We start from the raw sequence: 23,533 nt of genomic DNA on the forward strand, positions 1-23,533 counted from the left end.
AACGCGCAGAAGATATTAAGAGAAAAATCTTGATTTTACAAACATTCCAACCTTAATTCCTGATCGCGGATCATTTAAGACTGCTATAGTTTCTGAAAGTTTTCATTGCTGAGTAACGGGAGAATATAGTTAAGCCTCTCAAAAGAGAGGCTTAACTATGAACTTGTACAACTTTTAACCAAATAAGCTAAAACCTGATACAGCCAAAGCACCGGCTATTGCTGAAGCCGTCAAAGAAACAAAAGCTGTGTTAAATAACCACCAAGCAGCACCTGCAACAGTTTTTTTGGTTTCAACAGCTTGCTTTTGTGCCTGCTCTTTAATTGCATTCAGGCGTTTTTGAGTTTCTTTCTGGATGCGTTCGGCTCGATGCAGTACGCTATCCCGTGTAGCTTCAATTCTGTCGATAATCTTGTTAGCTTGCGCTTCAGAAATATCCTCACGCGAACTGAGCACAGCAACTAGAGTATCACGGTCAAATTGACCAAGGCGATCGCGCAAAGCCTCAAATCCAGATTGCGGGTCATCAAACAATTGAGAAAAATCTTGCTGGATGCCTTCATAATTAAGTTCAGGACGATCGAGTGAGTTGAGAGAGTTGCGAATATTCCCAAAAACACCATCAAGCACTGATTGCACTTTTTGCTGAATCTGCTGATATTGTTCCACAATCGAGTTACGCACAGATTCGATTTGATCCACAATCCGGTTAGCCTCTTCTTCTGAAATATCCTCACGTTGGGACAGCAAAGCCACGATTGTAGAACGGTCGAATTTGGAAACACGCTCACCTAAAGAAGACACACCGGCACTAGGAGAAGACAACAATAATTGCAAATCACGTTTGATACTATCGGGGTTGAGTTCTTCTTTATTGGTATTACGCAGATAGTTTTCCAGATTAGCTTCAAACTCCTGCGCTTTTTGAGTAGCACGGTTTGCCAAGCGTTGCGGTGCTTTGACAATGTTATTAATGGCTTGTTGTGTTGAGTCGATGGTGCGGTTTACTTGCTCCTCACTCAAGTCTCCCCGTTGCGTCAGCAGCTTGACTAAAGTTTCACGATCTACTTGTGAAAGCCTCTCTCTGAGTGCATCAGCACCTTCTTTAGGATCAGCGAGTAATTTTTGCAAATCTTGTTGAATACCTTCTGGGTTGAGTTCTTCCAGATCGGTATTGCGGAGATATTCACTAATCGCACTTGTGGTTTTCTCGTACTGCTGTTTCGCTGTCTCGGCTGCTTTTTGCGGAGCTTGCAAAACGCTATCTCTGACTGTGAGCAACTGGTCAATGGTTTGGTTTACCTGCTCCTCGCTCAAATCTTGCCGCTGACTTAGCAATTTAACCAAAGTATCGCGGTCAAATTCTGATAATCTTCCTTTTAAAGCGGAAAGTCCTGCTTGTGGATCTTCTAACAAAGTGCCAAAATCGCGCTTGATACCTTCAGGATTGAGTTCTTCTTTGTTGGTATTTCGCAGATATTCTTCTACACTTTGCCGCACTTCATCAGCTTTAGCTTTAGCTTGCTCTTGCAGTTCTTTTGCTCGCCCTAAGACATTATCGCGTGTCCGCTCAAATTGACCAACAATATTATTAGCTTCCTCTTCTGATATATCTTCGCGGTTAGCCAGGAGCTTAACTAAAGTATCGCGGTCAATTTCCGAAAATCTCTGAGTTAAATCTTCAATGCCCGCTTCTGGGTCTTCCAGCAACTTTGTCAAATCCCGCTCAATACCTTCAGGGTTGAGTTCGTCCTTCCCAGTTGAACGCAGGTAATCTTCTAGACGGGTGCGAAGATTTTGCGATTTTTCTGTTGTATCTGCCTGCTTAACAGTTTCTAAAACTTCCGTGCGAATGCTTTCCATCTGCTCGGAAATTTCTTGAACTCTGGCTTCGCTGATGTCTTCCCGTTGCTTGAGTAAGTTGGTGAAATATTCTAAGTTTAATTCCTCCAATTGCCGTCTTACAGTTCCTGGGTTAGCATTCAGATCATAGATGACTTCTTTAAATTCATCTTGAATTGTAATCCGGTTAAAGTGCCAAGGAAAAGAATTCAAGATGTATTCTTCTATATCTGCCTTGACAGTGTTATTCGGAAGTTCAGGCAATTTTTGACCTACAGAACTACCAAGTTTATTAACTTGCTGGGTTGCTTGGTCTTTAAATTGTTGCAACTGCTGTGTAATTTTCTCAACATCAACTTGCTGAACTTTTCCAGACAATTGTTGTAGCTGTTTGGTAATTTTTTCTACATCTATTTGTGAAAAGTCTACCCCCTTCAACACTCCTGGTAAAGCCGCACCTAAGCCCACTTTAATAGCTTGCTTAATTATTCCATTACCTAGCTGACCATTGACACCAACAACTGCCGTTAATTGCTGAAGTTTCTCACCTAATTGCTCAGGTTGCAGTTCTTCGGGAGTGGCTTGTTGGAGTAAATTAATTATTTGGTCGGTGGGATTTTGCCCTTGAGTAACTTGGTTCCAAGCACCTTGCAATTGGTCTGCAATTCCATTGACATCTGATTTGGATAAATCTGTCCGAGAGCTAATTAAATCGACAAAAGTCTGGCGATTAACATTTTTTAGTAAATCACTATCAGCAATCGATTGTAAGTCTCCCTCTTTAAGCAGTTGATCAAATTGAGAGCGAATTTGTTTGGTATCAAGTTGCGGTAACTTTACAGTAGCTAAAGAACTTTGTAATGTATTTTTGATACTATCTGGGTTAAAACCAGATGTGAGTTCCCGACGGACGGCGGCGGTAATTTCTTCAGCAGTAGAAACCATTTGATTTTTAGCAGCATTAGCACCCAAAGCTGTAGTTGCTACACCTGTAATTCCTTGCAAACCGCTAGTAACAGTGTTAACGACAGAACCAATTAAGGAGCCGACTGCACTGGAACCTACCCAAACGATCAGTGAGAAATAGGCAGACCAGATAACTACACCAATAATTGCTCCTAAAAGCGCACTTTCAATTAAGCTGAGTTTTACCGCTAAGAAGCTAGCGCTGAATAATGCAATAGTTACGGTAACAAGTGCCCACAGACCGGCAGCTGTTTCAACTTTGCGAATTGTACCACCCAAGCTTTCAGATTCATCAGAACTTGAGCTACCGCCTAGAGCTGAAATTCCTACAGCTATTGAGAAGTTTGTTAATAGTAATTGAAAGGCAAATGCCATCAATACACCAGCAAGTAATGCTACCAAAAATTTCGGGCCAGAAAAAACAAGTGATGCTGCTTCTGGTGTTAGAACTTCACTTCCTACCGGAATTTGTGCTATTCCTTGGAAATTCTCCAATTTCAATGCAGTAATCACACTATGAAACATCAGATTTTTCTCACTTAAAGCTTTGTTTACAATCTTTGCTAACAAGCTCTTGTATTCCTAAATAAAAGTCACTTAAATTAGTGTTGAGTTTCTCTCACAACTAGAATACAAAGAGCTTGAGCAAGACAATTCCCCAAAGCAATCATGACTTTTTGGAGATTGTCATTAATCTTTTGAGCATCCATCTGTGGATATATTTACCTAAGACGATCGCTTATTTCCGACCACCAAACCATTTAGCTGCGATCGCTCCTAAAGCTGCTCCGACAACTGGATTACTGAGAAACTTAATCAGCGCTGGTTGTTCAGCCATCACTTCTCGGAAGATATCAGGATGATTGTGATAAGTGAAAGATGCCAGTTTGCTCAGGTCATCTGCATTTATGTGCTTAGGATTATGGGAAGAAAGTCCCAAGTCTTTCTCTAGATGGCGCTCATCTAGACCTCTTTGCTTTAAGTGCTTGAAAAATGACCCGGCGACATCATCCCGCTCGTTAGGTTTAATCTGAGCGATCGCCTTCTGCAATTCTGGCTCCATCTGAGTAGGAGGAATGCTGTCATGGTTGAAAGACCGACCAAATAATTGACGACGTTCTTCGTGGGATGAGCGTTGAGCAAAATCATCAAAATTTTGGTATTCCTTGCTTGGGTCAGATGAAACATCATCTAAAGATTCTGTATTCCCATGCGCTAAGTCATTCAGAATTTCGCGTTTATATTTGTCGCTGCTGCTCATTTTAATTTTCTCCTTTTTTCGTTCAAATCAACGTAAATCAGCTTTTTTACTTCGGAAAATTGAGTTAATTATTTATACTCAATTTGAGATGATTGCACATCATACAGACCTGTCAAAATCAGTTTTTTGTCTGGTGCATACATCAAAACTGTTAAGTCTTGATTAGGGAAGTTTTTGTGGAAACCTTGGAGTAAGGATTTTGCTAATGGTCGCACTTCCGTCGGACGAACTTGAGGCGTAATCACGACACCTAACTTGTTGTTATCACGGACATAAGCATCTTGGACAATTCCCTTTGCTGTACCGATAACCCAGTTACCAAAATCTTGACCTTGGACGCTGTTACCACGCTCTAACAAGGCATAGTCACCACTACGACTGATTCCGGGTGGTAATTGAGTTGGTTGTTTAGCTTGAACCGTACCACTACAAGCGGCAGTTGTTGTTAGTACTAAAGCCAAGACTAAAGCCATTAAAATTTTGCGAAACTGTTGAATCATATTCACACTTGTCTCCTAAAAAAATAAGTTGGAAGTTCTCCAATCCCAGGCTATAGCAATCTTATTTGAGTTATGAAAATTATCAAACGGTCTTCTCTACGTGTAGCTTGCTTCCCCGTAGGAGTACACAGAGCATCTCGTTAGAGAAGAGAACAGGAGAAACAGAAAAGTTCATAAATCATTTAGAGCTGCTATAGAGGTTTGAGTAATTGCTTGAATAAGCTCTAGCCTAAGATGTAACATACATGGCATGAATTTTAAGTAGATGTTCAAGCACTTTTGTAATTTGCATCTATCCAACATTGTGGCAAGCTCTCACCAGAAGGAAAATTTAATTTGCCTTTCTCAAAAGATTCTGGGTCTTGTTCTTCTTCTCCCACCTGATATTGGCCTTTAACAGTAGTTTCTTTCGGGCTAAACAGTGCCTCAATGTCGAGGATTTCTACTAAATTGCCGCTCTCTTTTTCTTGTAGTAACATAGCAAAACTTAAGTTTGAGGTTTGAGGTTTAACTTACTCATGCATTCTTTTTAATAGTGTCAGCCCAACAGCATAAGCTGTACCACTCAAGAGTAGAGCAAGCGTCAGAAAGAACGTGCCGACAAGTTCAGCCAACGCAGACTTGACGCTTTCTGGTTTGCAGAAGTCTCTCCTGTGGCTAAATCGGTTGATTAAATCTAATTGGGGATCTTTACAAATCTTGTGAACGCATACAGAAAGCAAATACATTTGCTCGATCACAAAAATGCCGAAAACCCTTGAAGAGATTCCAGACTCAGCCTGGAATCTATCTGTTGTCTGACAAGCGATGAAGGCTAAAAGCAGTCTTCTTAAATACGGTCTTTGGGCAGCTTACCAGTTTTTTCCTCAATAGTACGACCCTCAGCATCAACGTCTAACTCTTCACGTCGAATCGTCTCTTGAACTTCAACAGTTTCTTTGTCTACAACTTTTTGGACTCTGATTTCTTCGCGCACAAAAGCTTCTTTCTGAACATCAGCAACTTCTTCATAGAGTTCAATCCGTGCTACCTCGCCCTCACCGAAGTTAGCTGTTTCAGCAGACACAACTTTGCCTGCATCTTGAGGAGTAACTCGCTCAATTACGACTCGCTCTCTTTCCACTGGAACAGAAACTCTTACAGTTTCTGTTTCAACGTGCTTGCCAATTGTCACTTCTCCAGTTTTGCGGCGCTGTTTGTTGGCAACCAGCCTTTCTTCGTAGAGTTTGAAGGTTTGGTCATCATGAGCATTGACATCATATAGATCCGCGTCGTTTGCATATGTGTAGTTGTTGCGATCATAAGTGGGAGCAGTACGACCATCTGCTGAACTTCCTACAGACGGTGTACGATATCCTCCACGCACCCGTTCTTCATAGTCGTAATCAAGCGGTGTGTGTTCTTGATATTCAGGCAACTTTTCCGCTTGCTCTTTTGTGAGACCAACGGCATATACACGGTTTGCTCTAGAGTCAATGCGCGATTTCCCTACTGGTAGTAATACTTTCTTACCAAAAATCCAAAGGCCTAAGTCAACAATTAAATAGCGGAACGCTCCTTGTTCGTCTACTACAGCATCACTTACCGTGCCAATCTTCTCATCAGTTCCCTGAACATACACACCCATTCCTTTGATGTCGTTACCTTGAATAGCATCCCGGTAGTCTGTATCAAATTCACTTATTTTTTGGAGGGGCATTATTCTATTCCTTAAAAACGTGCTGTTTCTTTTTTATAATTTAGCACATTCAATTTAGATAAATCCTTTTGACCAAAATTAAGTTAAATCATGTTGAGCTTTCATAAAAAGTAGTAATCCCATCTAGTTTTACTCCCATTAGAAAGAAGTCTTATTTCAATATATTGACTTTTGTGACTCTGATGATTAAATCAATTATAACCAAACTTTTCCTAAAAGCAGTCTGGTAGCACTTTTCAGCCGGAGATTTAACCTCGCATGAAAATAAGCCACATAAAAAAGTGGAGGTTTAAACCTTGCTCACGACGGTCGTACTAGGAAACTCTAAAAGGTAGTATTCATGAACTAGGACACCTCTATTGTTAATATTTTTGTGACTAGGGTCTAGCATTTTTGTGACTAGTTTCTAGTCGCAAATGTCAGGTTACAACTCACCTAAATTCATATACATTCAGAACTTTCAGCTAGGTAAATTTCTTAAAACCTTACATTTAAATCAAATATCCTGATATTTTTTTAGCGCTTACTGTTTGAGTTTAAACCCTGATCTACCTATAGAGAAAAAAACTTCCTCCAAGAGATTGATGATAAACTAATATGAAAATGCCTTAATATTATTAAAGCCCTAATAGATTAAGCGATCGCTTCAATTGAGATGATTACTTAGTAATAATTAAAGGTAGCTGTACTGAGAATAAGCGTGCGGAAGCGATTCTCAAACAGTGAGGAATTAAGGATTTCATTATTGATGATGCCTCCGCAGGTGACAACTGAGGAGTTCGTCAAACAGTGAGTTTTGATAACAACAGTGAAGACCCTGCTGTTTCATTGTTTATTGCCGCCATGAAACTGTTCAACTCACGGTGTAGAGTCAAAAGTTCATAGCTAAGGAAATGAAAGGCGTAAAAAATGTAGTTGTTAAAGCAACCATTGCCAAAATTGATAGCAACAAAGCCTAAACTTTAAAACTGTTCTCATTGTAGAAAATTAGGAGAGAATTATGGAAAATGAATTACAGCAACAGCAATACGTCGATGCTGCCTCCCAAAACCGGATAGAAGCACTTAAAGGTTCAGAGTCTGGAAACTTGCCAATGTTACCCCCTGCCTCGGAACCTGAAGAACAATGGCAAAGAATTGGTAGACAGATTTCTACATTTTTGGCACAACTTCCTGAGTCTATAGGTAGTTTCTACCAAGAATACAAACTACCAATTATCAGCTTTGCTTTGCTTGTAATAACGGTTACGACACTGAGAATATTTTTAGCAGTACTGAACGCAATCAATGGTATTCCATTAGTTTCTCCAATTCTACAGTTCATTGGACTGGGTTACACAATTTGGTTTACTTTTCGCTATTTGCTCAAAGATTCCAGTCGGCAAGAATTAGCAGAAGAAATTCGTTTGCTTAAAAAACAAATTCTAGGCAAACAAGAATCCCAGACTTAGAGCTAACTACAGTATAGTAGCGAAGGAAAAACTTTGTTTTTCGTCATATATAGCAATTTTAAATTATTCGTGAAAAGTTAGATACCCGACTTCTAAAAGAAGTCGGGTATCTGAACACCGGGAATTTTCACAAATCAGATAGGACTGCCAGATATATGTATATTGAAATACTTATGAGCAAGTAAAAAGCCGAGTTTTACTTGCTCATTGTACAGATATATAGGGGTGTGCGTTAAACTAAGTTGCGCCATGATTAGGACGAGCGCTAATTAAAATGGCTTAGGGAAATCAAAATAATCAAATGCCCATATTTTTGTAGAATTTATTTATTTTTAAAGAATAAACTGAGCGATCGCATATGGCGAAAGATAGATATATACGTCAAATTAATAAAGATGTAAACAACCTTATCTGATTTTCACAGCAAGCTTGGCGATAAAAAAATAAGAAATAAGAGGAAAAAAATGCCTAGACTCGTAGGACAGCGCTCTAATACTGGAGCAAACATCACCGTTCTCATCATCCTTGTCGCCATTTTTGGGGTATTTATGGAATACTTTGGCGTTATTGACATCGTTCCCGGTTTTGGCAGAGAGGGACGATATTTTCAGCTAAAAATTCAGCCAACCAACGAACAAGTCACTAAATAACTCAATCAATAATAACTGCAAGGGATAGATAAATGCGTAAAGGTAGTGATGTGATCGATAAAGTAGTCGTCACCTCTGACAAGGGTCAGAAAATTCAGCGAATTCTAGATTTAATTTTTGATCACAAACGCAATCAACTTTTGGGTTTCCTGGTTGAAGAGAAGGGACTGTTTCGGGATGCAAAAGTTATTCCTCTACAAGAGGTGCTAGCGATCGGGTCAGATGCGATCATAGTTAAATCGAAAGAATCTGTTGTTAAGGCACATCGTGTGATTGCAATTAAAGAGATTCTGCACCAGAATATCGTACTAAGAGGAACGAGAATTCTGACCACTGAGGGACTTTATCTTGGTGGACTGGTGGATTTGTTCTTTGATGAGCATAGTGGATTGGTGGAAGGATACGAAGTTTCTGGCGGTGTATTTGCCGATGCTTACTCGGGGCGATCGTTCGTTCCTGCTCCGGAAGCACTGACAATTGGTGACGATGTTGCCTTTGTGCCTCCAGAAACTGCTCAGATGATGGAAGAACAGGTCGGTGGTATCCGGGGAGCCGTCCAAGCAACTGAAGACAGGTTGCAAGAATCGGCTCAAACGGCTAACCGCAGGCTACAGTCAGCCAGCCAGAATGCAGGTGAGCAACTACAAAGCTCAGTAGAGAATGTGAACCGCAGGCTACAGTCAGCCAGCCAGAATGCAGGTGAGCAACTGCAAAGCTCAGTAGAGAACGTGAACCGCCGGCTACAGTCAGCAAGCCAGAATGCAAGTGAGCAACTACAAGCCGCAACTGATGCTACTAGCAGCAAACTGCAAGACCTGAATCGAGATGCAGCTGCCTCCCTGACAAACAATTTGGTTGACCCTGCCGAGCAAAAAGTATATGTGATTGGTAAGCATGTTGAGCGAGATGTGCTAACTCCAGACGGTAGTGTACTCCTACTACAGGGGCAGTCAGTCACGCTAGTCGATGCAAAAGCGGCCGAGCGCTTAGGTATCCTCAATGAACTCTATCGAGCCACAGGTGGCAGTCTGACTGCCAATATCAGCCGCAATTTGCAAGCAGCAACAGAATCTACTAGCAATCGAATTGCGAGCGCAACGATGAGCAGTGCTGCTAACTTACGTCACTCCGTTAATGCGCTGACAGCCCAGGCGATCCAGCAGGTAAGAGGGCGCAGAGTCCTGCAAACGGTGCGTGCTGACGATGGCTTAATTATTGCGGCATCTGGGCAGATTGTAACTGAATCCGTCCTTGTTCGTGCCCAGACTTACGGCAAACAAGCAGAATTACTCAACGCTGCTGGTCTGGCTCTGGCAACCGCAGTTCGTTCTACTACAAATGACACATGGTTAGAAACCAAAGTTCAACTGCGCCAGGGGGCAAGTGTCGCCCAAGAGAACCTCAACACTTTCTGGCAAGCCTTGAAACAAAAGGCAGAAATGCTACAAAGACGCAGCACACGGGCAATGAGGAAGCAACGAATTGAACTTGCACTGGGTCGTCCTGTTACCCGCGTCATTCTTGATCCAGAAGACAACGTGATTCTGAATGTGGGTGAATTGATTACGCATTGCGCTGTGCGTCAGGCTGAAGAAGGTGGAGTCCTGAATATCTTACTGAGTTCGGTCTATATTAAAGAGCCAGAAATCTCTGGTCAAGAGCTACGTGCCCAAGAACATGGAATGGCGGCCCTATCGTATCACGATAATGGGCGATCGCAACTTGAAGCCAAATCAATCACAGTCAACTAATGCCCGACTTTAATGCCTTTGGGCATTTTTTTCGTGTCTTGTGCTTCATCCGGTTCAATTGCTGCTGCGGTTGTCGCGTTTATTTGCGGTAACAAGCATCATTTAGAGTGCGCTTTTTGTCAAACATGGGCAATTTTCGGGAATACTTTGTCGTTGCCCAAGACAATAACTTTACTACATCGGACTTCTGCTTCCTCTGCCTCTTTTTTTGACGAAGGTATTGATCGTGAATCGTTACTCATTAGCAAAACGATGTTTGGCGGAAGCTCTAGGTACAGCTTGGTTGGTTCTGATGGGCGTGGGTACTGCGGTGATCTCTGGTGCAGTACCTTGGGTTGGAGTTACTGGAGTGGCGATCGCTTTTGGCTTAAGTTTGTTGACTGCTGCTTATACCTTCGGTTCGATTAGCGGCTGTCACATCAACCCCGCAGTCACAATTGGTTTTTGGGTAGCCAAGAAGTTTTCTTCCAAAGACGTTTTACCCTATATAGGGAGTCAGATTCTCGGCGGAATTTGGGGGAGTACTATCCTGTTTTTGATTTGCATAGGGAAGCCTGAGTTTACAACAGCTAACTTTGGTTCTAATGGGGTGGGAATTCACTCCCCTGGTAACTATAGCTGGTGGGCTTGTGCATTAGCCGAATTCATTGTTACCTGTGGTTTTGTGCTACTGATCTTGAGCGTTACATCTTCTCGCGCTCTCAAGCTGTCTGCACCCATCCCTATCGGTTTGGGGCTGACCTTAGCGCATCTGATCCTCATTCCTGTGACAAATGCCAGCGTCAATCCCGTGCGATCGCTAGCCACAGCTATCTTTACTCGCGATTGGGCATTGGCTGACCTTTGGATTTTCATCGTGTTCCCAATTTTCGGTGGAGTTTTGGCGGGTATGGTTGCCCGATGGTTGCAAAAACCGGACATCTAAGCTACTTACTAGTAAATAAATTTCCAGCCTACCCTTCGGTATTTATTTAACTTTCATTTATTGTTTTTTTCTTTTCAATCTCTATAATGCGCTTGGGACAAGAGCAATGCGATTTTATTAATTGAAATCAATACCTGTTAAGGTGTAATTCTAGTGTGTTGAGCAACTTAGGCAAGTCCTTCTGAGAAACCTTACGTGTACCCGTCTCGACTGCATCAACCCAGGAAACACTTTTTCCCATCGCTGTAGCAAAAAATGCCCTAGACCAGCCTTTTGCTTTTCTAGCTTCTCTGATCACATTACCTGATAGAGGCTGGATATTGTTTGCACTTAGCTGATTTGAGTCCATAGTCAAGCGTTCCTGTACTTCTACTGGTAGATGAAAACGCCATTTAGAATTCAGTATTTCACTCCAGTAACCTATAGGTCTTTTAGTGCTTTTGCTGCTTGCTAACCAAGCTGGGCCTGTTTCAAGTTCTGCTTGCCATCCGGCTTCTTTCACAACTTTCAAGTCAGTTTCAAAGTCATCAGCCATTTGCCGTCTGAGCTGTCTGTCTTGCTCTGCTGTTGACACTTTGTCTGCACTGTAAGCAATCTCCATCAAAGTCTTGCCCATTACACAATCCTGGAATTCCGGCTGGATTTGGAAGGTTAGCCAAACTAATATTCTAGCCGCGCCAGCATTTTGCTTCCCAATGCTAAATAGTTTCTGTACGGTTTTCTTGGTAATAATTCCAGCGTGGTAGTGATATTTAGATTTATTGAGGAAGTATTTTGTCCATACTCCAGCTTGACCTATCACCTTTAAACCCACTAGCTTGCTATTGCCAGCTTTATCTGTTTCAAAATCTCGTATTATGCTAACGTCCCAAATCTTTAAATCAGCAACAGTAAAAGCTCCTACTTTCCCCTGTTTAGGCCATGCGATACAGGCTAGTACCTGAGCGGGTTGTCGTAACAAGTGGTACAAAATACTCAATTTTTCATGCTTGCATAAGTCCCTGCGTTTAACAAGCCCTGTGTATTCAAGTAGTTGCCTGTCATCTATAATAAAATTGCCTGACCAAGGTTTATCTAAGCTGGCTACTAAAGCACAGTAAATTAGGTGAATTGCACACGCCCTTGGGTCAAATTGATCTATAACAACTAGAGCAGCCTCTTCGGCCAGAGTTTCTGGTTGTGAGGTTTCGGGATTATCTGTTACATAGTAAAAGATTTTTCCTTTTCCACTTTCAACTTCTTTTTCATAGCTGAAAGTACTACTTACTTCAGTTTTCCATGATAAATTCATTTTTTGAGATAAGACTTCAGCAACTCCATGCAAAACTAACGACAACGCAGCAAGACTAGTCTGATCAGGAAATAAGGAAGCTTTTTTGAATTGTCGGGGTTTAGTTGGATACTGGTTATTTAATAGTACCTTTTGCTCATCTTTCTTAGAGGATGTCTGAAAAGTAATTTGCTTTTCTAATTGAGCAGTCTGGTCTTCTACAATTTCTTCACCTTCGGCAACATTAGTTTCGCTTGGATTTTGATTACGGTAAATGGTAATTCCTATTACCTGCTGAATTAGATGCAAAATTTTTTTATGTAACGTTTTTGCTAACTGTTTCATTTCTCTAAAAATTCACTGCTCACGTATGTAAAAATGGTAGACAATAACTGTGAAAACTGTTGGAATATAACTATTAAAGAAGTTTTTACCCGGAAGAATTTATTCTTGGCAAGTTCCTAAAGTCGATCCAATAATCTAAAATGCCTAGCCTGAATGGTGTGGTCGCCGCTATTCGCGTAGCGTCTCGTTGGTGCTGCATCTGCAAGAGTTGAGAAGACAGGCAGTCGCTTATGGGGAGCCACTGCGGTGGACGGGTTAAGAGGCATAAAGGAGGCAGTGCGCCCTTGCGGTTTCCCGACTTGTCCCTTGCGCGTCTCCCCTTCTTCCTTTGGGAGAGGCTAACGCCTGCCGTAGGATGCCCGTTCGCCGCAAGGCGTCCCGTTAGGGAAGGGCTATAGGGAGAAGCAACTGGCGTCAAGTGGCGTGCAAACCCCCTGTTCTTGCGCTGCCTCACCGAATCAGGGAGGAGAGTTTGGAGTGGGGACTGAAGTTCCTAAATACAGGGATTAAAGTCCTCACTACAAGCACAAGTCTATTCTCACCTAATACGGCAAAGTGCGTAGGCGTAGCCCGCCGCAGGCATCGCTCAATCATAAACCTTGCAGTATAGAAACATTAGACTGCAACGTTTTCACCAATAACCTTAGAGAATATTTTATAAATATTTAAAGCTGACATCGAGTGTCAGCAACTCTTGCTTTGGGCGCAGTAGTTAAAATAAAAATCCCTGCCACAGTGGACAAGGATAGTAATTTTTAGCTAAAGCTTGTCTGCTAACTAACAAAATCTTTATGGGCAGCGACAAGCATCTGAGCCTGCCTTAAAACGTTTCCGAATAAATAAATAGGAATCTGCCAAGCAGCAACTGTAACTTCTTTGACTATATCTTGTACACTAATTGCTATTAATTCATGCTCTGGTGGCTCTCCTTCAACTGTACCAGACCAAGTAAAAGCTAATAAGAAATCATCGTCTCCAGGCAAGGAGCCAATCAAACATTCTTCTGGTGTGGGCTGGCAAATAATTCCATGATCATTTGCAAGTTCTACTAGTCTTTGAAAGTTGGTTAGGTTCTTCATCTGTCTTTTGGATGTAATTTAATCTCAGCTTGAGAAGAAATCATATTCTTACCTCCATAACTCAAGTTAGTTGCTCTATCCCATAAATTACGAATTATTAATTATTTGGTCAGAGTTAGGAGTTATTGGAGTCGGATCAGGCTTAAGTTCAAAATCTTACCGCGATCGCCTGGTTCTATCAGCAACAATTGCTACTGTTTTAAAAAAACCTAGACTACCTACTTTTTCAGTTGACCGTATTTACATACACCTCCCTTCGTTACCATTTCAATATTGATGCCTTAATCTCACCCAGGCTGACGGAGTGCGATGATTTTAGATTAAATTTCAATTCTTTAATCCAAAATCGTTCGACTGAGCGACTTGCCTTGAGCGTACCCCTACGGGGAAGCAAGCTACGCGCAGCGTCTCTAAGAGTTGCCGAAAGGAGCCGAAGTCTAAAATCTAAAATTCTTACTCCGCTGCCCCTTTTGGTCACAATATGGCAAGATATAAAATTGTAGCTAACCGCCTACGTAGAGGTTTAACGTGGATACCATTGCAATTCCTGCTCTAAATCGGCCAGTGGATGCCACGGTAGAAATTCCCGGTTCTAAAAGTCTTACCAATCGCGCACTGCTCGTTGCTGCTTTGGCACAAGGTGACTCCATTTTAGAAAATGCCTTATTTAGTGAAGACAGCGAGTATTTTGCCAAATGCTTAGAGCAATTGGGCATTCCCATTACTTTGAATCCTCATCAGGCACACATCCAAGTGGCGGGAAGAGGAGGCGACATTCCAGCTAAACAAGCAGATTTATTTGTGGGTTTGGCTGGCACAGCAGCACGGTTTATCTCGGCGTTGGTGGCACTGGGTAACGGCGAATATCGCCTAGATGGCGTTCCCCGGATGCGAGAACGACCAATGGGTGACATGCTGACTGTGTTGCAAACAGGTGGAGCAACCGTTAACTTTGAGGGAAACTCCGGGTTTATGCCCTATACCGTCTATAGTCGGCAATTCGCTGGTGGAAATTTTCGCTTGAAAGCGAACCAAACAAGTCAGCAACTTTCGGCATTGCTGATGATTGCGCCTTATGCTCAACAAGATACTAGCATTGAGGTTGAGGGGACACTAGTTTCTCAATCTTACATCAAAATGACCTGTCGTTTAATGGCAGATTTTGGCGTAGAGGTGATTCAAATCAGCGATAATCAATTTCAGATTAAAGCAGGTCAACGTTACCAAGCTCGACATTACACAGTAGAACCTGATGCGTCAAATGCTTCTTACTTTTTTGCCGCCGCCGCCGTCACGGGTGGACGGGTGCGCGTCAAACATTTGACCAAACAATCGTGTCAGGGTGATATTCTGTGGCTAAATGTTTTAGAACAGATGGGTTGCCAAATTAAGGACTCCGATGATTACACCGAAGTAACGGGGCCGAAGCGATTGCAAGGCATCGACATTGATATGAATGATATATCAGATTTAGTGCAAACATTAGGAGCGATCGCCCCCTTTGCCAGTTCACCTGTTACCATCCGCAATGTGGAACATATTCGATATAAGGAAACCGATCGAATACGAGCTGTGGTTACAGAGTTACGTCGGCTAGGAGTTGAGGTTGAAGAATTTGCAGATAGACTGAAAATTGAGCCTGGCCCGATTACCCCAGCGGCGATTGAAACCTATCACGATCATCGAATGGCGATGGCTTTTGCTGTCACTGGGTTGAAGGTTCCAGGAATTGTAATTAAAGATCCTGGGTGTACAGCGAAAACCTTTCCAGATTACTTTACCCGATTCTTCCAAATGCTAGAACAATAAGAGATTGACCAGTATTCTCGTAGGGTGTGTTATGCCGTAGGCTAACGCACCAACTCTTTTTACCTTTCGGATCAGCGCTACCAACCTTCAAGGATAGGGCTGAAACTCTATGTCTAACAATCACTTCAAAATTTTTAACTTAAATATCTTATACCGATTACCTGTGAGGTTAAATAGAACAATTTGCTGAAGCCCCAAGCCTGGACAAGCCTGATTTTATTCGGTTTCACAAATAATTGGTATTAGTTATTAATTAAGTCTTTGATTGGAAAATTTAAATTCGGTTTTATTTTACCTCTAATTAAAGTTTGCTTAAACTCCTGATTCTAAAATAGGGTGACTCCAAATAATTGGAGACTTATTGATTTTTCTGAAAAAGGGAAAAAGTATTGATTTTCATCACTGTTCTAATCAGTGATGAATACCCATTTGGAAATAAGTAAGTTAGAAACAAACTATTTCTATACCTTGCAGTGTGCAACAGAAGTTTATGGTGAGGAATACTGAGATGAAATTGGTTCCACGATTAGTGCTTGCTGCTACTTTGACTTTAGGTTTTGCTACTGTAAATGCAAAATATGCATCGGCTGCAATTATTAATTACGCTTTCACAGTTGATAGTCCCGTAACTAAGGGAAATGGCTTTTTTAGCTTTGATGACTCAACTTTCAGTAATGAAAATAATCCCGTAGCCACCATTAAGTCGCTCTCGTTCCAATTTGACGGTGACTCTACTGTTTATACTGAAAAAGATGACACCAAATATCCAGAATTTCCCCTGGTATTTCCAACTACGTTATTAACCGGACAAACATCTTTAGGATTAGACTATCTGTTCAACGATAAATCTAATCCTTCCAGTTCTATAAGTTACGAAATCATTGGTGATGATTTTACAATTTTCTCTAGAACCTCCCCAGATGCTGAACCGATATTAGGTAGAGTTTCGTATACACAAATACCTGAACCTACGCCCTTAATTGGTACTCTCTTTGCTTGTAGTCTGGGCTGGATGATGAAGAAAAAAGTAACATCAATGAAAAAGGTTAGATTTTAACCTTGGTTAAGTTGATATTAACGCTTTCTTTGCCAAGGATTAATCTCTTCCTAATATGCTTTGATGTGGCAAAACAACATCTAAGACATTGATGCCAGAAGAAAAAATTGGGAATTAAAACCTGATTTTGGTAAGGGAGTTAGTTACGAAGTTTGCCTAAGACCACCCTACCTTCTTCGTGTTAGCTGTTGCTGCGTTTTAACTTACCTGTTAGTCAGGAGTAGAGAATGGTAGATTACCGGAATTTTGAGCAGTTCCTACACAGTCGAATCAAACGACGCAATTTAATTATCGGGGCAGGAGCATTGTCTGGTTTGGCGATCGCTAACCAATTTTCTGATCAAAGAGCGATGTCTGCCGACAAGCCGCTAGGCGTCTACGCTAGAAGCAGATTTTCTAATTATCCTTTCACTTTGGGTGTAGCGTCGGGTGATCCTTATCCTAGCAGCGTAGTGATCTGGACTCGTCTAGCTCCCGAACCCTTAAACGGAGGTGGAATGCCATCTGCTAATGTGCCAATTCGCTGGGAAGTAGCTACCGATCCCGACATGAGGCGCATTGTCTCCAGAGGTACGGTACTGGCAACTCCACAACTAGCTCACTCAGTTCGAGTTGTGGTAGAGGGACTGCAATCTGATACTTGGTACTGGTATCGGTTTATTGTCGGCCAAGAGGCTAGCCCGATTGGTCGGACTCGTACAGCTCCTCTAGCAGGTGGCTACTTAGATAAATTAAACTTTGCCCTTGTCTCCTGTCAGCACTATGAGCAGGGGTACTATACTGCTTACAAATATATTGCCCAGGACGACCTCAACTTGGTAGTGCATGTTGGCGACTACATCTATGAAGGAGGAATCTCAAAGAATCGCCCCAGACAGCATAACAGTGCAGAAATTGTGACTTTGGAAGATTACCGCAACCGTCACGCCCTCTATAAAACCGATTCCAATCTGCAAGCAGCTCATGCAGCGTTTCCCTGGATTGTTACCTGGGATGACCATGAGGTGGAAAACAACTACGCCAACGACATCTCAGAAATTGATACTGAACCAGATCAGAATCGGGCAATCTTCCTCCAACGGCGGGCTGCTGCCTATCAGGCTTACTACGAACATATGCCACTGCGCCCCTTCTCGCGTCCTGTTGGCCCCGATATGCAACTTTTCCGTCGGCTCTCCTTTGGTAACTTAGCTACCTTCCATGTCCTAGATACCCGCCAATATCGCACCGATCAGCCATGTGGTGATGGTACTAAAGAACGTTGCCCAGAAAATTTAGATCCGAATGCAACGATTACTGGCAAGCGTCAGGAAAATTGGCTATATGGTGGTCTAAATAGCTCGCAGGCTAAGTGGAACGTTTTGGCCCAGCAAGTTGTAGTTGCTCAGATAGACATGAAACCAGGGGAAGGCGGAACCTACAGTATGGATAAGTGGGATGGTTATGTGGCTTCCCGCGATCGCCTCATGCGTTTCTTAGAAAAGCGCAAACCATCTAATCCAATCGTCTTATCAGGCGATATCCATTCCAACTGGGCAATGAATTTAAAGGCTGACTTTAATAATCCAGAATCTGCTACAGTCGGCAGTGAATTCGTCTGTACTTCAATAACCTCCGGTGGAGATGGGGCAGACAGCAGCCCAGCAGTTGAAGCTTACTTACCCGATAACCCACACATTAAGTTCTTCAACGGTCAACGGGGATATGTTCGCTGTGCGCTGACTCCCACAACCTGCAAGACAGACTATCTAGTTTTATCAAACGTCACAACTCCATTTGGCACGATTAGTAAGCGGGCTTCATTTCTGGTTGAAGATGGTCGTCCCGGAATACAACAAGTCTAATCGTTTAATTCCCAGGTATTGAAACCAGATAATCACAGATGGATACGGATAAATCATTAGTGTTTATCTGTATCCATCTGTGTTTTCATTTTCAGAAAATTGACTTTTGCAAGTCGATACTTTCTAGCGTCAACCCAATCGACAAGATTAGCGATCGCACTTACAGCCGCCATATTTTTCTCAGGCTTTGCAAAGAATCTTCTTGTCGCTGCTCAATAACTGCTGGAGTCCATTCAGATTGTTGTAAAACTTGGGTTGTCAGAACAAAAGGAGAAATACCTTTTTTGCCAACAAAATACTTTTCTTTCTTTTTATCAAAATCGTAGTTTTGCGCCTCGGCATTCTTGTTTCGAGAGAGTAACGCCAAGTTACCTATGCGATGTACATACTGGATGCGTTCTTCTTCATTCGGAAACCACTGAAGCCACGTACTGCCTAAACTTGGGTTCTGAGGAAGTACGTGTTCAACTGTAATAACTGAATAGTCGTACCTCGCTTCCCCTTGAGAAAGCGTAGAGTCAAGGCGCAGAAGAACATATTGCCTAATTCGCTTGATAAGATATAAATCTCCATCAAGCGTTTTAATGATTCGATTGATTTCTTGAGGAGTTAGCTGTAAGGGTGACTCAAGTGCATATAGATCGACATTTCCTTCAATAGCGGTAATAAGTTTTGCATACCGTCCGATCCGGTCGTTAATGTCTGCCCGCAAAATGAATAAGCCTGCTGCTAATCGCTCAATATAAGTAAAAAACTGGTTTAATTTACCAGGATTATGGCTATTTCTAGAAAAATAGAGAATTGCTGGGGGAATCCAATCAAAGTTGTCTATTTGATTCAACCATCGAAGCAAAGAATTAATCGTTTCTGCATCTTTATCACTTCGGTAATTTGCCGTATTGATAATTTCTAAAGCATCAGAATAAGGCTTTAATACTTCCTCAATAAATTTCTGTGGCTCTATCTTAGGCAATATATCTTCGCGAAATTCCTTGAGAGTTGTCTTACGCGGTTTAGCCTTACGATCAATCATGCGGATATGGGCAAATAGTTCTTGAAACCTCTCTCTACCTAAATCTTCTTCTTCAGATTCCCAGATTTTTGTGTATTTCTCCTGTTGAGATTGAGGAATTGCTCCAAGAACCTCTGATTTCAGGAAATCACTGAGCGAGAGGTCTAGACCACGCGCATTTAGAATAGAAAATATACGATAAGCAGAGTCAAGATCAGGCGTAGAAACAACTACTAAGAAACAGCACGTCATTAAATATTGACTAAAACGAATTCGCTGTTGTTCAGAAATTTGACCTAATTGCTCAAGAAAATAACTTGCATTGGCTTTAATATTTTTTTGACTATCTGTTAACTGGAAAGTATCAAGTTTAAGAAGTTTATCTAACCCGTTTTCGCATTGTACATACTCACGAAAGAAATCTTCATCTCTTTCTCGTAACTTGAGGCGATAACAATCGTCTGTTCCTTCAAACTCATCACCTTCTTGATAAATATATTTTGTAAGTCTTGATGCATTCTTTTCAATGAATAAACTTCGTAAAACAGATAAAAGAATTGTGAGAGTCGTCAGACGTTGCTGACCATCCACTACATCTGCTTTAGGAGCATCTTCACTTTTAATCAGAACTATACTTCCTAAAAAATAAGGGTTGGCATCAGCTATAGCTTCTGAACCATCCCCTAAAAAAGACAACAAATCAGTTAACAACTCACTTGCTTGGTCTTTTGTCCATGCATAAGGACGCTGATAAGCCGGTATGGAAAATGCAAAGTCGTTACTAAAAACCTTTAATAGTGCTTTCTGTGTGGCGTGAATGGCTACTGGCATAAAATTTCAAGTACTCCCTGAGTATAATCTGATGCAAATTTCCCTAATCAAACGCAGTTTAACTCACTAATTACTGCGATCGCCAGACTGATATCAGGAGTAGTGTTATCGCTATTTGACGACAAGGGAATGCCACAAAATGGCTTTTTGCGATCGCATGATGTTTTTAACCTCAACCTGCAAGCAGAACTGTTAGTACTCACCGCCTGTAAAACCGGACTGGGAGAAGATATGTCGAGCAGATTTTTCTTCAGCTTTTCTTTATTCACTCAATGTTGCATTTTCTTAAACATCTGTTACATTACTTTACAGACAGTTACAACTGCTACAACACTTGAACTTTGGAGTTTTACTCATGTCAGGTTTTAAGAATCCTGCACCTATTGTTTCAGAAGATCCTAATGCTGTGCGTTTTGGCTTCACTCCTCAGAGTGAAAATTGGAACGGTCGTCTTGCAATGATTGGTTTTCTATCTGCGATTTTGATTGAAGCTTTTTCTGGTCAAGGCTTACTCCATTTCTGGGGCATCCTCTAAATTGATGTAGGCTTTTCGCCTTTACCTGATACTCATCTCATGTCTAGTGAATTACTTGTGATTCCTACGTAACCTCTCTCCTAGCCCCTGCCTTAGTAGGCGAGGGGAGCCTGTAGCTAAAGCTACAGGCGGGGTGAGGTTCTCTTATTATGGGCAATTCAACGGAGATATCAGATTGAAAATCTCTTTCCCTGTCACCTATTTTCAAGCTAAATATCAGATTTTTCCGGTTGAACCAAAATATAAGTGAATAATTACTTTACATTGAATATGTATAGCTAAAACTCATGGAACTACCCCAACGCGTATCAGTCCGCTACAAAGACGCGTCCTTCAATACAAATGAAATCCGCTTGAGAACCTTCCGGCTTGGTTTACAAATATGGGAAGAACAAACCAAACCTAGAAAAACAGAGCTTTATCAGTTTATATCGTCCTGCTTGAAACAAGTTGACCGCCAAGATCGTTTTATGTTTTCTCTACTGTTCATAGAATTGACAGACCTCATACGCAATTCTTCACTGGAGAGAGCAACGAAAGAAGTTCTGATTAAAACAGCTTTTAGGGAGTTTGGTTATGCGATAACAGATTTTGAAGACGCTGCCAAATAAAGTTGGTCATGGGGGGTGCTGGTATTGCGTAGGCATAGCCAAACCCAGGCATTACCCTGAAGTCAGCTAACCTAATCGAGTAAGATATCTATAGTAAGCAGCTTTCCAATCAGATAAGTTTTTTTGCTGAATGCGCGGATGGGTAGGTGTTGGGGAAGGGGTGACTACAAAAATGGCTGAATTGCCCTATATGCAAGCACTTAAGAGCGATGCCTGCGGCGGGCTACGCCTACGCATTTCTAAACCATCCGCGCACCTTATGGGGACTAGTTTTCAGCCATTTGCCTTTAGCCAAATCACAACTCCTGGTGTTAGGATTTGTCCATTCGCGCAACCGAACCTTGAAAATCAAACATGGCAAGGCTTTCAGAAACCAGCGATTACAATTACCTAAAATCCCTATTAGGGATTGAAACGGAACGAAGCGATATCAGACTTAATACCAGACTTATTACAATTACCTAAAATCCCTATTAGGGATTGAAACTGGTGAATCCCAGTAATTCGGCCGCTTCCGTTATTACAATTACCTAAAATGCTATTAGGGATTGAAACTGTTCATCACTAGCATCGGGTAGGGCGGCGATCGCAAATTGCAATTACCTAAAATCCCTATTAGGGATTGAAACGACCAATACTCTATCCTACGATCGCTTGGGATGGTTTTGAATAATCACCTCTAATATAGGAATCCGACTTGAGTTTTACTAGGCATACTGAGGGTATAACCTATCTCAGGTCAGGTTTTGACCGTTATCCGATTTCAAAAATCAAATATAAATCCTAGTAGTAGTGACAAAAGTAACTATTTAAACATGACTTTTATCACAGGCGTGTGTCTGATTATTCCGATTACATTGAGAATGTACAAATCAAGTAATGCAAGGCACATTAAAGGATATATGAACTGCTTTAAATCTATTCTACTTGGAGGCTTATTAGCAGCTGCTTCAATTGCTGCTTTTTCTCAAAATGCTAATGCTGCTGAATTTAAATTTGAGCATGATCATTTTAATCGTAATACTGTAGCTTTTAATAACAGTAAAGTTCAATACAGACGTCAAGTCCGTGAACAACACGCTCGTGAATTGCGTGAACGTCAAGCTCGTGAACAACGCGCTCATGAATGGCGTGAACGTCAAGCTCATGAACGACATGTTCGTGAATTGCGTGAACGTCAAGCTCGCTTTTATCATTAAGAAAAGAAATTCTCGCTCATATTATCTTAGGAGAGTAGCAATACTCTCCTTTTTTTTTGGTATAAATCTGCTTAAATCAATGCCATTATTATCCTTGAAATAAATCTATTAAATATCTTCGGAGATTGGGTTACTACCAGATTAAATCCTTGAAAAGCTAAATTAAAACTTCAATAGTGGTTATTTATTTGATGGTAAATGTTACATCTAATGCTGTTGAAAATGTAAAGATTATTTGCATTTAATCTGATTTGAAAATTGGCTTTTAATACAGTTCGCTACAATTACTATAGTTTTTATTTTTTAATTTTTGAAGAGGTCTAACATTGAATATGGTAATGCGTCTTCCCATAGTTGCTGTCACCTTCATGGTTGCCAGCATTAGTATAGGTACACTTTTGGGCGTTGCAGCTCCCGCTTCAGCTCAGGAGATAATCACTTGTTCAAGCCAGAATAATCACAGGAATACTTGTTCAATACCTACTAGAGGTAGAGTGAGGCTTGTTAGGCAATTGTCTGACACCAGTTGTAGAGGAAATTGGGGCTATAGGGGTAATCGTATTTGGGTGAGAAATGGTTGCCGAGCTGAGTTCTCAGTTGGCGATCGCAGAAACGGCAGAAACGGCAGATATGACAGAAACGGCAGATATGACAGATAGGAAATTTGGTATTTGGGGTGATCGTACCGAAACTGTCTAATTAGATGCGATTGCCTGTAATTCTTGTACAGCAATGGTTTCAGCAAGGTATATCTGGAGTGATATCAGACTAATTCCTACTTTCAATCAGCAACACCAAAATTCTAGCTAAAGTTACAATCTCCGGCTCCCCTCCCCTGCTAGTAGGGGAGGGGTTGCTTTTGAGAGGTCACGCAGGAATCACAAGTAATTTACTGGA

At 41.5% G+C, this 23,533-nt stretch carries 20 protein-coding genes and 2 pseudogenes; 14 read left to right on the forward strand and 8 right to left on the reverse strand.

What is annotated here, in order from left to right; all coding sequences use genetic code 11:
• Positions 1-174: 174 nt before the first annotated feature.
• The 5 genes from V7K49_RS01135 to V7K49_RS01155 form a co-directional block, all read right to left on the reverse strand.
• Positions 175-3,333, reverse strand: a complete 3,159-nt coding sequence (locus tag V7K49_RS01135) for an MFS transporter (protein WP_335204188.1) — start codon at positions 3,331-3,333, stop codon at positions 175-177.
• Positions 3,334-3,547: 214 nt separating this feature from the next.
• Positions 3,548-4,069 (reverse strand): hypothetical protein, encoded by a 522-nt coding sequence (locus V7K49_RS01140; RefSeq protein WP_273762476.1) that lies wholly within the window; start codon positions 4,067-4,069, stop codon positions 3,548-3,550.
• A 68-nt stretch (positions 4,070-4,137) separates the two neighbouring features.
• Positions 4,138-4,575 carry a hypothetical protein gene (locus V7K49_RS01145; protein ID WP_334872785.1) on the reverse strand — a complete coding sequence of 146 codons (438 nt, stop codon included), beginning with the start codon at positions 4,573-4,575 and terminating at the stop codon, positions 4,138-4,140.
• A gap of 263 nt (positions 4,576-4,838) precedes the next feature.
• A complete protein-coding gene (locus V7K49_RS01150; protein WP_335072224.1) occupies positions 4,839-5,048 on the reverse strand; it encodes an acetyltransferase in 210 nt (69 codons plus the stop codon).
• A gap of 350 nt (positions 5,049-5,398) precedes the next feature.
• Entirely contained in the window at positions 5,399-6,268 is an 870-nt protein-coding gene (locus V7K49_RS01155; RefSeq protein ID WP_335204189.1) for a DUF2382 domain-containing protein, read from the reverse strand.
• Positions 6,269-7,268: 1,000 nt separating this feature from the next.
• Here V7K49_RS01155 and V7K49_RS01160 point away from each other — a divergent pair.
• The 4 genes from V7K49_RS01160 (at position 7,269) to aqpZ (ending at position 11,044) form a co-directional block, all read left to right on the forward strand.
• Complete coding sequence (locus V7K49_RS01160; protein WP_335072228.1) at positions 7,269-7,718, forward strand: CAAD domain-containing protein; 450 nt, start codon at positions 7,269-7,271, stop codon at positions 7,716-7,718.
• Between the two features lie 464 nt (positions 7,719-8,182).
• Positions 8,183-8,368: a hypothetical protein gene (locus tag V7K49_RS01165; RefSeq protein WP_298906380.1), complete on the forward strand. Its 186-nt coding sequence runs from the start codon at positions 8,183-8,185 to the stop codon at positions 8,366-8,368.
• Between the two features lie 32 nt (positions 8,369-8,400).
• Complete coding sequence (locus tag V7K49_RS01170; protein ID WP_335204191.1) at positions 8,401-10,119, forward strand: PRC-barrel domain-containing protein; 1,719 nt, start codon at positions 8,401-8,403, stop codon at positions 10,117-10,119.
• Between the two features lie 226 nt (positions 10,120-10,345).
• Positions 10,346-11,044: an aquaporin Z gene (gene aqpZ, locus V7K49_RS01175; RefSeq protein ID WP_334872814.1), complete on the forward strand. Its 699-nt coding sequence runs from the start codon at positions 10,346-10,348 to the stop codon at positions 11,042-11,044.
• A gap of 127 nt (positions 11,045-11,171) precedes the next feature.
• Here the strand turns inward: aqpZ and V7K49_RS01180 are convergent, their stop codons facing one another.
• Together V7K49_RS01180 and V7K49_RS01185 are read right to left on the reverse strand one after the other, a co-directional pair.
• A complete protein-coding gene (locus tag V7K49_RS01180) occupies positions 11,172-12,659 on the reverse strand; it encodes a helix-turn-helix domain-containing protein (RefSeq protein WP_335204192.1) in 1,488 nt (495 codons plus the stop codon).
• 773 nt (positions 12,660-13,432) lie between these two features.
• Entirely contained in the window at positions 13,433-13,738 is a 306-nt protein-coding gene (locus tag V7K49_RS01185) for a hypothetical protein (RefSeq protein WP_273762492.1), read from the reverse strand.
• Between the two features lie 528 nt (positions 13,739-14,266).
• Between V7K49_RS01185 and aroA the strand changes: the two genes are divergently transcribed.
• The 3 genes from aroA to V7K49_RS01200 all read left to right on the forward strand — a co-directional run bounded on the left by aroA (position 14,267) and on the right by V7K49_RS01200 (position 18,448).
• Positions 14,267-15,547, forward strand: coding sequence for a 3-phosphoshikimate 1-carboxyvinyltransferase (gene aroA, locus V7K49_RS01190; RefSeq protein WP_335204193.1), 1,281 nt, complete (start codon positions 14,267-14,269; stop codon positions 15,545-15,547).
• 508 nt (positions 15,548-16,055) lie between these two features.
• A complete protein-coding gene (locus V7K49_RS01195; RefSeq protein WP_335204194.1) occupies positions 16,056-16,604 on the forward strand; it encodes a PEP-CTERM sorting domain-containing protein in 549 nt (182 codons plus the stop codon).
• Between the two features lie 227 nt (positions 16,605-16,831).
• Positions 16,832-18,448, forward strand: coding sequence for an alkaline phosphatase D family protein (locus V7K49_RS01200; RefSeq protein WP_335204195.1), 1,617 nt, complete (start codon positions 16,832-16,834; stop codon positions 18,446-18,448).
• Between the two features lie 160 nt (positions 18,449-18,608).
• On the opposite strand, the gene V7K49_RS01205 is transcribed toward V7K49_RS01200, so the two are convergent.
• Positions 18,609-20,291 (reverse strand): DUF262 domain-containing protein, encoded by a 1,683-nt coding sequence (locus V7K49_RS01205; protein WP_335204196.1) that lies wholly within the window; start codon positions 20,289-20,291, stop codon positions 18,609-18,611.
• Between the two features lie 90 nt (positions 20,292-20,381).
• Here V7K49_RS01205 and V7K49_RS34460 point away from each other — a divergent pair.
• The 7 genes and pseudogenes from V7K49_RS34460 to V7K49_RS01235 form a co-directional block, all read left to right on the forward strand.
• Positions 20,382-20,525 (forward strand): annotated as a pseudogene (locus V7K49_RS34460) (CHAT domain-containing protein); the annotation flags it as partial.
• A gap of 121 nt (positions 20,526-20,646) precedes the next feature.
• On the forward strand, positions 20,647-20,826 hold the full coding sequence (locus tag V7K49_RS01215; protein WP_190892099.1) for a chlorophyll a/b-binding protein: 180 nt from the start codon (positions 20,647-20,649) through the stop codon (positions 20,824-20,826).
• Between the two features lie 287 nt (positions 20,827-21,113).
• Positions 21,114-21,437, forward strand: a complete 324-nt coding sequence (locus V7K49_RS01220; protein ID WP_335204197.1) for a hypothetical protein — start codon at positions 21,114-21,116, stop codon at positions 21,435-21,437.
• A gap of 130 nt (positions 21,438-21,567) precedes the next feature.
• Positions 21,568-21,831, forward strand: coding sequence for a hypothetical protein (locus tag V7K49_RS01225; RefSeq protein ID WP_335204198.1), 264 nt, complete (start codon positions 21,568-21,570; stop codon positions 21,829-21,831).
• Between the two features lie 421 nt (positions 21,832-22,252).
• Positions 22,253-22,636 carry a hypothetical protein gene (locus tag V7K49_RS01230; RefSeq protein ID WP_335204199.1) on the forward strand — a complete coding sequence of 128 codons (384 nt, stop codon included), beginning with the start codon at positions 22,253-22,255 and terminating at the stop codon, positions 22,634-22,636.
• A gap of 368 nt (positions 22,637-23,004) precedes the next feature.
• Positions 23,005-23,169 (forward strand): annotated as a pseudogene (locus V7K49_RS34465) (DUF3011 domain-containing protein); the annotation flags it as partial.
• A 40-nt stretch (positions 23,170-23,209) separates the two neighbouring features.
• Positions 23,210-23,335 (forward strand): hypothetical protein, encoded by a 126-nt coding sequence (locus V7K49_RS01235; protein ID WP_335204200.1) that lies wholly within the window; start codon positions 23,210-23,212, stop codon positions 23,333-23,335.
• Positions 23,336-23,533 lie beyond the last annotated feature (198 nt).

The sequence above is a fragment of the Nostoc sp. genome (genome assembly GCF_036919675.1).
Lineage (GTDB): Bacteria > Cyanobacteriota > Cyanobacteriia > Cyanobacteriales > Nostocaceae > Nostoc.

Excerpts from the sequence above, each read along its gene's own strand:
- V7K49_RS01135 (WP_335204188.1), bottom strand. The coding sequence starts at position 3,333 with ATGTTTCATAGTGTGATTACTGCATTGAAATTGGAGAATTTCCAAGGA.
- V7K49_RS01140 (WP_273762476.1), bottom strand. The coding sequence starts at position 4,069 with ATGAGCAGCAGCGACAAATATAAACGCGAAATTCTGAATGACTTAGCG.
- V7K49_RS01150 (WP_335072224.1), bottom strand. The coding sequence starts at position 5,048 with ATGTTACTACAAGAAAAAGAGAGCGGCAATTTAGTAGAAATCCTCGAC.
- V7K49_RS01155 (WP_335204189.1), bottom strand. The coding sequence starts at position 6,268 with ATGCCCCTCCAAAAAATAAGTGAATTTGATACAGACTACCGGGATGCT.
- V7K49_RS01160 (WP_335072228.1), top strand. The coding sequence starts at position 7,269 with ATGGAAAATGAATTACAGCAACAGCAATACGTCGATGCTGCCTCCCAA.
- V7K49_RS01165 (WP_298906380.1), top strand. The coding sequence starts at position 8,183 with ATGCCTAGACTCGTAGGACAGCGCTCTAATACTGGAGCAAACATCACC.
- V7K49_RS01170 (WP_335204191.1), top strand. The coding sequence starts at position 8,401 with ATGCGTAAAGGTAGTGATGTGATCGATAAAGTAGTCGTCACCTCTGAC.
- V7K49_RS01180 (WP_335204192.1), bottom strand. The coding sequence starts at position 12,659 with ATGAAACAGTTAGCAAAAACGTTACATAAAAAAATTTTGCATCTAATT.
- V7K49_RS01185 (WP_273762492.1), bottom strand. The coding sequence starts at position 13,738 with ATGAAGAACCTAACCAACTTTCAAAGACTAGTAGAACTTGCAAATGAT.
- V7K49_RS01195 (WP_335204194.1), top strand. The coding sequence starts at position 16,056 with ATGAAATTGGTTCCACGATTAGTGCTTGCTGCTACTTTGACTTTAGGT.
- V7K49_RS01200 (WP_335204195.1), top strand. The coding sequence starts at position 16,832 with ATGGTAGATTACCGGAATTTTGAGCAGTTCCTACACAGTCGAATCAAA.
- V7K49_RS01205 (WP_335204196.1), bottom strand. The coding sequence starts at position 20,291 with ATGCCAGTAGCCATTCACGCCACACAGAAAGCACTATTAAAGGTTTTT.
- V7K49_RS01215 (WP_190892099.1), top strand. The coding sequence starts at position 20,647 with ATGTCAGGTTTTAAGAATCCTGCACCTATTGTTTCAGAAGATCCTAAT.
- V7K49_RS01220 (WP_335204197.1), top strand. The coding sequence starts at position 21,114 with ATGGAACTACCCCAACGCGTATCAGTCCGCTACAAAGACGCGTCCTTC.
- V7K49_RS01225 (WP_335204198.1), top strand. The coding sequence starts at position 21,568 with ATGCGCGGATGGGTAGGTGTTGGGGAAGGGGTGACTACAAAAATGGCT.
- V7K49_RS01230 (WP_335204199.1), top strand. The coding sequence starts at position 22,253 with ATGACTTTTATCACAGGCGTGTGTCTGATTATTCCGATTACATTGAGA.
- V7K49_RS01235 (WP_335204200.1), top strand. The coding sequence starts at position 23,210 with ATGGTTGCCGAGCTGAGTTCTCAGTTGGCGATCGCAGAAACGGCAGAA.